Here is an 8,790-nt window from a genome sequence, read left to right as displayed (position 1 = left end):
AATTGTACTTTCGCTGTATTTTATTCCCATGATTAGCTTTATTTGTGTAAAGCTAGTTCAGGACAAGACAATCTTCATTTCTTATTTCCCACCTTACTTGATATTAAAAAATTAATTGAAACTCCGGCTGCAAGGCAAATGCTCTCAGTCCACTATAGAAATGATATTTCCTTAAATCAATCTTTTTTTAATGAACTGAATAATTTAGGGAATCCAAAGCTATGCCGAAATGTTTCGATATCCAACGGTGATCGAATTGATGATAGACCAAACTTAACACCTGATCAGTTTATAATCAATAAAGACAGGGGCGTTTTTGAAATTGTATTACCCGGTTTATCGGAAGGGTTTTTATTAGACATTCCGACATGGGGCTTATTTTCAAGGACGCTAGTTCAGATTAAGTCTCTGCATAATAGTAATCAAAGCACTAATGTTTACGAGGGCAGATACTGGAGCGTAAATCCCTTTTTATTTATTTATTTGATTTCGGGACGTGACAGATATCACTCAGCTAAGGCTTCTTATTCGACTTCTGCAGGAGGATTGTTTTTTTCACCTGATAATGTTTGGACTAGTTTTTTAAGGCAAGTAACTTTTGTTCCGACAGCGAGTGCATTAGACGTAATGAACCATCAAAATCCTCAGATTTATCAAAACATTTACAGCCCCACTTATAATATATGTGAGACACCCTTCGATAGTTGGTACACGGCTCCGAGTAATGAGGCTCATGTAGAATGGAATGACGGTAATTCTGAATTTCTCTGGAACGAAATTCAAAGTTATAATCAACCTTGTCAGGAAAAAATGTGTGATGATGTTTACATATCCGGATCTTCAAAGGTATGTGGTACTCAAACTTACAGCATAGTGAATAGACCTGCAAATAGCTCAATTTATTGGACATCAAGTAGTAACATCACAATAACCTCAGGTAATGGTACGAATACAATTTCCATTAATAAAAATGGTTCTGGCACTGGCTATGTTTCAGCTAGAGTAGTGAAATCTGGTTGTGGAACTGCTAGAATAAGGAAAGATGTTACAATACCCTCTGGCAGTAATTCCAGTATTTCCATTAGCGGTCCAACATCAGGCTATGAAAACAATGTGTTAAACTATACCTTATCATCAATTTCAAGAGGAAGTTCGTATACTATGACGGTAAGGAAATATTCTGGTGGTTGTTATTCCAATTGCTGGACGATATATACTAATTCCAGCAGACAGCTGAGTCTTGCATTCATTTCTCCTGGAACATATCAGATTACAGGTTCAGTGTATAACGGGTGTCGAACAGTAACAACTTATAAATATGTTACAGTTAGTTCATCTGGTGGTGGTGGTGGAGGTGGTTGTTCAGCTACATTACAACGTTAAGGGTCAAATCCTTCATCAGGAGACATGACTTATAAAGTAATTGAGCCTATTGAACCATGTGATACATATAGGACCACTGTACTAAATAATTCAACTGTTATAAAGGATAGATACTCATCAAAAAGGACATATTATTCAGTTATAGATGCAAGAGGATTTCAAGTTCTACAGGGGGAACTGCACAAGGGATCCTTTGCATTAGATATGAAAAAATATCCCAAGGGTCTTTATATAGTTAATGTCTATTGGAAGGGTCAATTGATGACCGATAGATTGATCAGAGAATAGTTGATTTATGAAAATTGCTTTAGAAAGAATTATGGTATGGATGATTTTGAAGCCCTATGTTAAGGGGCTTCTTTTAAGCCTTCGGATGCTTTATCAACCGTAAATACTTTTCCTTCAAGATTTGAGGATGATACCCTTTCATAAACATGCGTTACATTTTCAGATTCGCCATGTTCACTGTCCAATAACTATTGAGTTCATATTTCCTAGCAGATACTTTTACGGATTTAGGGATAATTCCAAATGGATGTTTTTTCCATAGTCTTTTAATTAATTCGAAATCTTCCATTACTACGTATTCCTCATCGAATCCATTATTTTGCTCAAAAACAGATTTTTTAATAAACAGGGTCTGATCTCCACCTCTACACCATAATACTTTAAAACGAGTAAACCAGGAATTGACAGCCAGCAAAGGACTTTTCGATTCAAACTTAAAACGGTAACAACCGAAGTCATTTCCCTTTTCAATCGCTTTTAAAATATCGTTTACAAAGCTTTTAGGTGGTTTTGCATCTGCATGCACGAAATATAAAATATCACCTGTCGCCATTTTTGCAGCTTCATTCATTTGATGTGCCCTGGAAGCTTGCTTAGTACAGATTACTATCGCACCCTTTTCCTTGGCTATTTCTTGCGTGCTGTCTTTGCTTTCAGCATCACTTACAATGATTTCTGCGATCTTATCGCTTGCATCTTGATGCAAATAGTGGAGTAACTGCTCAATGTTTTCTGCTTCATTGAGTGTCGGAATAATGACAGTTATTTTATTATTCTGGGTTTCGGGCATCTGTAGTTTAAAATATTGCGTACTTAGATTGAAATAACTTACGAAATAACAATAATGAAAAGATTTACCCTTACTCTATTTAGTTTTTCTTTTATTTTTTTCGGCTTTAGTAGTCAAGCGCAAAGTAAAATTATGAATGAGCCCAATGAATTCGTGCGATTAAGCATGAAATTGATAACGGCTGTTAAAAGTGAGAACGATTACAAAAACTATGTTAATGAATATAAGGCGCTGCCATTAAATAAGTTAGCTGAGTCTTTAGATACCGATAATAAAACCAAAGCTTTTTGGATTAATACCTACAATGCCTTTGTGCAAATTCTATTAACGGAAGATCCTGCACTTTTTGATGATAGAGGCGCTTTCTTTAAAGCAGATCAAATCAATGTTGGTGGAGAATTATTAAGCCTTGATTTTATAGAACATGGAATTATTAGGGGCTCTAAAGTTAAATTATCAATGGGATTTATGAAAGATCCTTTTGCTAGCAAATTGGAAAAACAATTTAGGGTAAGTGAAACAGACGGAAGAATTCATTTTGCCTTGAATTGCGGAGCTACTTCTTGTCCTTATGTGGCGGTTTACAGTGCTTATGAATTAGACAAAGAATTGGATCAGATAACCCGTCAGTTTTTAAAAAGGACAACAAAATATGACCAAAGCGAAGACGAAGTATATGTCACCACACTTTTCAGTTGGTTTAAAGGCGATTTCTCAGATAAAGGTGGAGTAATCGGATTTTTAAGAAAATATGATTGCATTCCGGAAGATGCTGATCCGGATGTCAATTATAAAGAGTACGACTGGACATTGGATTTAGGGAATTTCACGGACTTGCAGTAAAGAAGCTTTTCAACTATAGTAGTTTAATAGTTTTTGGTTTATAATTCTCTCAATCAGTTATCTGGTTGGGAGATGTTTAAAAAGCCTCATTAAAAGCAATATAAAATCCATTGCTGTCTTTTCCGACAGCATAATCCAATCTTACGTTGATGTGTTTTTTGGTGTCAAAAGTGAAGCGCAAACCAGCACCTCCGGCATAATTCCATCTGTTCATACCATAGTCTCCCCAAGTGGGGGCGGTTTGGCCGGCAGAACCAAAAGCTGTTAGTCCTATCCTCCAGAAAAGTTCTTGTCTTATTTCAACTTGTCCCAGCAATAGATTGTTGTCTTGGAAGTAGCCTTGAAAATAGCCTCTCATTTTTTTATTACCACCCAATTGTGCCAGTCTATTGAAAGGAACATTCCCAATATTCGACCATGAGAAGGCGTTAGCGGCCAAAACCGTTTTGTCGGCAGGGGAATAATAATAGGCATAGTCAAATGAAATGGCGGTGTAATTATGCGTACTGCCCGTATATTGATGATTGAATTCAATAAAACTTTCTAAATAATGGCCATTTCTTGGATAGTAAACGCCATCCCTGGTGTCATAAATCATGGCAGGTCCTAAACCACTGGTTCTGTTGTAAGTGCCTCCTGAAAAATCCTCTTGCTGAAAACTTCCGGCATTGTCCCACATGAAGATATCATAATTTTCAAACCAGTATCGACCTCCCACAAATAAATTAGGTGCGGTCTCTTTTAATAAAAACACACGTACTCTGGGGAAACTGGCCCTATAAGTTGAAAAGACATCCTGTTGTCCATTGTTTCCGATGCCGTAGAAAGGGTAGGCATAATTATAATAGCCCAGTTCGCCTATACTTCTCCATTTGTTCTGATCCCAGAAAATCTGAAAAGGCACGAATATTAAAGTTTGTTGTTTAGTGGTATAACCCGCAGCCAATTGAACCTGACTGGCATTGATCGGTTTTTTTCTGCTGGTGAAAAAATTATATAAAATGGCTGCGCCATAGAAAAGCCCTGCTTCAGGGGTATAATAAACCACGGGCAATGGGAAAAGAGAATTTTTATCAGTTTCGTAAATAGCGGTGTCTAGGTCAACTGTTTTCTTATCAATGTTATCCTGAGAAAATGCAATTTCTGTTGTCATTACGCTAAGAGTAATAACTGCAAAAAATGAAAATACAAAGTTTTTAAAGGATTGTTCCATGATTATTGAAATTGATAAAATTATATTTTTGTATTCAGATAATTATAGATTATTTTCAATTCAGCTTTGATTGTTTATAATCAATTCGAAATATAATGAGAAATTATGGAAGGATGTAAACTGCATCCAGTTCATTAATTTTTTTGGAATCTAAAATGATAAAATATTTATTTGTCTTATTTCTGCCACTCATTAGCCTGCCGCTTTCTGCCCAAAATTCGGAAGTGGATAGCTTATTAAATGTAGCGGAAAATTCAAATGATAGTATTAAAGCTAGCATTTACCTTGATTTGGCAATTGGCTACCGGTCAGTCCAGCCTGATGTGGCACTGAAATATGCTAATGATGCCTTAAAATTAGCAAAACAGAATGATAATTATACCGCCAAGGCGAGCGCCCTACATGTTTTAGGAGCTATTTATACGGTTTTAGGAGATTATGAAAAAGCTATTTCAAACCTACTGGAATCGCTTAGAAATTATGAGCTTTTGGGTGATTCCAAAGGCGTAGCAAACTCTTCCAATAGCTTGGGTATTTTATATTTCAATCAAGAAGATTACGAGAATGCCAAGAAATACTATAATAAAGCTTTGAACCTAATTGATTCCTCCGAATACGCCATGAGCACAGGGGTATATAAATTAAATATAGGCGAAGTCTATCAGGCAACAGGTGAAAACGAAAAGGCATTAAAATTAGAAATGGATGCCTACAATATTTTTAATCAATTAGGAGATATCAATGGAATGGCATATGCCTTAGGTGTGCAAGCTAAGGTTAATTATCAACTAGGCAATAATTATGAAGCCATAGAAATGACTAAAGAAGCTTTAGACTATTTAATTGAAGACCAAGATTATCTGGGGGCAGTAGAATACTTAAATTTTTTAGTAAAAGTTTATATTAGTACTAATAAATGGTCATCGGCTGAGGATAATGCGCAGGCGGCATTAAAAATTGCTAGACAAATGAATTCCCTTAAATGGAAGATTAAATCCTTTGATAATTTATCGAAAATCTTCTATCAAAAAGGCATGCATCAATTAGCCTATCAATTTAAAGACTCAGCCTATAATTATGAGAATCAGCTCATGGATGAAGAAAAGCAAAAGCAAATTGCAAACTTGAGGGTTATTTATGAGTCTGAACAAAAGGAGCAGGAAAATGAAATATTAAGAATAGACCAAGAGCTCAAACGAAAGCAAATAACACAACAGCGAATTTTGAATTTAGCGATAATCAGTATTCTGGTCATATTGATTGTATTTGCAGTTGTGACTTTCCGGGCAAAAAACCAAAAGCAAAGGGCTAATAATCAATTACGAGTTCAAAATGAGGAAATTCGCCAACAAAGAGAGGAAATAGAGACACAAGCGGAACGATTAAAGAGCATTAATTCGGACGTGGTGAGAAAAAATGAGTTGATTGAAGAAAAAAACAAAAACATTACTGATAGTATCAATTATGCAAAGCGAATTCAAACCGCACTATTGCCTTTCTCGCATCGAATCAGCAAGCAATTAGAAGATTACTTCATATATTATAATCCTAAGGATATCGTTAGCGGAGATTTTTATTGGTTTAGTGAATCTGAAGATAAAGTAATATTGGCGGTAGCTGATTGCACTGGTCATGGCATCCCAGGTGCTTTTATGAGTTTTATAGGACATGACATGTTGAATCATATCGTGAATTTCAAAGGCATTACCCAGCCTAACGAAATCCTTAAACAGCTAAAATTGAGTGTTATACATATCTTGAGACAAGAGCAAAGCGACAATAGGGACGGGATGGATATCTCAATTTGTGTCTGGGATAAAAAGAATAATAAAGTTTACTTCTCTGGTGCCAATCATTCTTTAATATATATTCAAAACAAGCAACTTCAACAAATTAGAGGTAATAAAACAACGGTAGGTTTAGATGAGAAAAGAAATATTAAAGATTTTGATAATCATGAAATCAACCTAGTGGGTGATACTTGCTTTTACTTGTTTTCTGATGGGTATGTAGATCAGTTTGGAGGTGATAGGGATAAAAAATTTATGATCAGAAATTTCAGGGAATTGCTATCTACCAATCATATGAAAAAAATGGAAACGCAGGGAATGATTTTAAGAGAGACGATAGAAGAATGGATGGCAAATAGTGAGCAAGTTGATGATATGCTAGTTTGGGGATTCAGGGTTTTTAGTTGATAGTATTGCGCTAGTTGCCTTTTTATTACGCCCTTTCAGGGCTTAAGAGTGTGTTCATTTTTTATCAGAGGACTTCACTCTATGTTTTGATATTATACCCTTTTAAGGCTGAACTTAGGACTATACCAGATTTCATCTGATTATTCTTTTTTCATAAAAAAATACTTATTCTTCCACAGGGATTGCTTATAATGGTATAGGTTTGCAGAAACTCTTAGGCACGAAGGGCTAATATATTTCAACGTAGGGTGTAGCCCTACACTCATAAAACTGAAACTCAACCAAGCCCTGAAAGGGCGAAATATATTGGGTGATAGAATAGATTTCCCACATTTAAAATAGTAAATATTTTTACCATGAAATCAATATTTTTTAATAATAGAGGCGAAATCCCTCAAAACCGCTAATTTTCCCCTAAAATCATATTTATAAATCATTGACAATGAATTAATTAAAAGCAATCTTACTTTTTTCTATGCTTAACTGATTCATCCTATTATTTTTGCACCATGACAGAGCAAATTATTATTCTTGATTTTGGGTCGCAGTATACTCAACTCATTGCCAGAAGAGTCCGCGAACTCAATGTTTATTGTGAAATACATCCCTTCTATGATGCCCCTGAATTAACACCAGATGTGAAAGGCGTGATTCTTTCAGGAAGCCCTTGTTCCGTTAGAGACGAGGATTCCCCTAAAATTGATCTTGAAAAATACCGAGGAAAAATTCCGTTATTGGGAGTTTGTTATGGTGCGCAGTATTTGGCTCAAAATAATGGTGGAGAGGTTCTGCCTTCTGAAATCCGAGAATATGGTCGTGCCAAACTTACAAGCTTTGATGCGGATAATGATTTGCTGAAAAATTTGACCAAGGGCTCACAAGTTTGGATGTCACATGGCGACACTATCAAAACTTTGCCGGAAGGTTTTAAAATTATTGCCAGTACCCCTTCAGTGGAAGTGGCCGCTTTCGAATTGGAAAACGAGCCTACTTTTGGTATTCAATTTCATCCCGAAGTGACTCATACGATTGAGGGTAAACAACTATTGGAAAATTTCTTGGTTAAAATCTGTGGTTGCTCCCAAGATTGGACTTCCGAGATATTTGCTGATATTACAATAGCAGAGTTAAAAGAACAACTAGGACAAGATAAGGTAGTGTTGGGCCTCTCTGGAGGAGTAGATTCTTCTGTAGCTGCCATGCTGATTCATCATGCGATTGGCAAAAATCTTTACTGCATTTTTGTAGACAACGGTTTGCTAAGAAAAAATGAGTTTGAAGAGGTATTGGATTCCTATAAGCACATGGGTTTAAATGTAAAAGGAGTTGATGCCAAAGACCAATTTTATAAAGCTTTAGCAGGGATATCAGATCCTGAAGGCAAAAGAAAAGCAATTGGAAAAACTTTTATAGACGTTTTTGACCAAGAAGCTAAAGCCATCAAAGATGTGAAATGGTTAGCTCAAGGAACCATTTATCCTGATATCATCGAATCTGTTTCAGTAAAGGGTCCATCGGCCACTATTAAATCTCATCATAATGTAGGTGGGCTGCCAGAGAAAATGAATTTAAAGGTGGTTGAGCCTTTGAAAACACTTTTTAAAGACGGTGTACGTTCAGTTGGCAAAGCGCTGGAAATAGATCATAAAATTCTAGGAAGACACCCATTTCCGGGGCCAGGTTTGGCTATCCGAATTTTGGGAGATGTAACTCCAGAGAAAGTAAATATCATCCAAGAAGTAGACTCAATTTTTATTGGAATGATGAAAGAAAGAGGGCTTTATGACCAAGTTTGGCAAGCTGGCTCTATCCTATTACCCATCCAATCTGTTGGTGTGATGGGAGATGAAAGAACCTACGAGCGAGTGGTGGCACTTAGGGCCGTAGCAAGTGTGGATGGAATGACAGCCGATTGGGTACATTTACCGTATGATTTTCTAAGTGACGTATCGAATGAAATTATCAATAAAGTAAAAGGAGTAAACAGGGTGGTTTATGATATAAGTTCTAAACCCCCAGCCACTATTGAATGGGAGTAAGCAGTTTAAATTTAAACTTGTCTGGCTTTGTAAACA

The 8,790-nt window shown here is 36.1% G+C and carries 7 protein-coding genes; 5 read left to right on the top strand and 2 right to left on the bottom strand.

Annotated features, from left to right (window positions below):
• Positions 1-42 precede the first annotated feature (42 nt).
• Positions 43-1,383 (top strand): hypothetical protein, encoded by a 1,341-nt coding sequence (locus AAC601_RS17825; protein ID WP_340154008.1) that lies wholly within the window; start codon positions 43-45, stop codon positions 1,381-1,383.
• A gap of 24 nt (positions 1,384-1,407) precedes the next feature.
• Positions 1,408-1,671, top strand: coding sequence for a hypothetical protein (locus tag AAC601_RS17820; RefSeq protein WP_340154007.1), 264 nt, complete (start codon positions 1,408-1,410; stop codon positions 1,669-1,671).
• A 151-nt stretch (positions 1,672-1,822) separates the two neighbouring features.
• Here the strand turns inward: AAC601_RS17820 and AAC601_RS17815 are convergent, their stop codons facing one another.
• Positions 1,823-2,461 carry a TIGR04283 family arsenosugar biosynthesis glycosyltransferase gene (locus AAC601_RS17815; RefSeq protein WP_340154006.1) on the bottom strand — a complete coding sequence of 213 codons (639 nt, stop codon included), beginning with the start codon at positions 2,459-2,461 and terminating at the stop codon, positions 1,823-1,825.
• Between the two features lie 54 nt (positions 2,462-2,515).
• Here AAC601_RS17815 and AAC601_RS17810 point away from each other — a divergent pair, with 54 nt between their 5' ends.
• On the top strand, positions 2,516-3,304 hold the full coding sequence (locus AAC601_RS17810) for a DUF547 domain-containing protein (protein ID WP_340154005.1): 789 nt from the start codon (positions 2,516-2,518) through the stop codon (positions 3,302-3,304).
• 76 nt (positions 3,305-3,380) lie between these two features.
• Here AAC601_RS17810 and AAC601_RS17805 read toward each other — a convergent pair whose 3' ends face one another.
• Positions 3,381-4,517: a BamA/TamA family outer membrane protein gene (locus tag AAC601_RS17805; protein ID WP_340154004.1), complete on the bottom strand. Its 1,137-nt coding sequence runs from the start codon at positions 4,515-4,517 to the stop codon at positions 3,381-3,383.
• 224 nt (positions 4,518-4,741) lie between these two features.
• Between AAC601_RS17805 and AAC601_RS17800 the strand changes: the two genes are divergently transcribed.
• Both AAC601_RS17800 and guaA read left to right on the top strand, forming a co-directional pair.
• On the top strand, positions 4,742-6,715 hold the full coding sequence (locus tag AAC601_RS17800; protein WP_340154003.1) for a tetratricopeptide repeat protein: 1,974 nt from the start codon (positions 4,742-4,744) through the stop codon (positions 6,713-6,715).
• Positions 6,716-7,224: 509 nt separating this feature from the next.
• Complete coding sequence (guaA, locus tag AAC601_RS17795) at positions 7,225-8,754, top strand: glutamine-hydrolyzing GMP synthase (RefSeq protein WP_303270232.1); 1,530 nt, start codon at positions 7,225-7,227, stop codon at positions 8,752-8,754.
• Positions 8,755-8,790 lie beyond the last annotated feature (36 nt).

Source organism: uncultured Marivirga sp. (assembly GCF_963974845.1).
GTDB classification, from domain to species: domain Bacteria; phylum Bacteroidota; class Bacteroidia; order Cytophagales; family Cyclobacteriaceae; genus Marivirga; species Marivirga harenae.
Note: the sequence above shows the minus strand (reverse complement) of the source record. Positions and strands in the feature narration are given on the sequence as shown.

What these genes read in the sequence shown, in the direction of transcription:
- AAC601_RS17820 (WP_340154007.1), top strand. Translation starts at nt 1,408, where the DNA reads ATGACTTATAAAGTAATTGAGCCTATTGAACCATGTGATACATATAGG.
- AAC601_RS17815 (WP_340154006.1), bottom strand. Translation starts at nt 2,461, where the DNA reads ATGCCCGAAACCCAGAATAATAAAATAACTGTCATTATTCCGACACTC.
- AAC601_RS17810 (WP_340154005.1), top strand. Translation starts at nt 2,516, where the DNA reads ATGAAAAGATTTACCCTTACTCTATTTAGTTTTTCTTTTATTTTTTTC.
- AAC601_RS17805 (WP_340154004.1), bottom strand. Translation starts at nt 4,517, where the DNA reads ATGGAACAATCCTTTAAAAACTTTGTATTTTCATTTTTTGCAGTTATT.
- guaA (WP_303270232.1), top strand. Translation starts at nt 7,225, where the DNA reads ATGACAGAGCAAATTATTATTCTTGATTTTGGGTCGCAGTATACTCAA.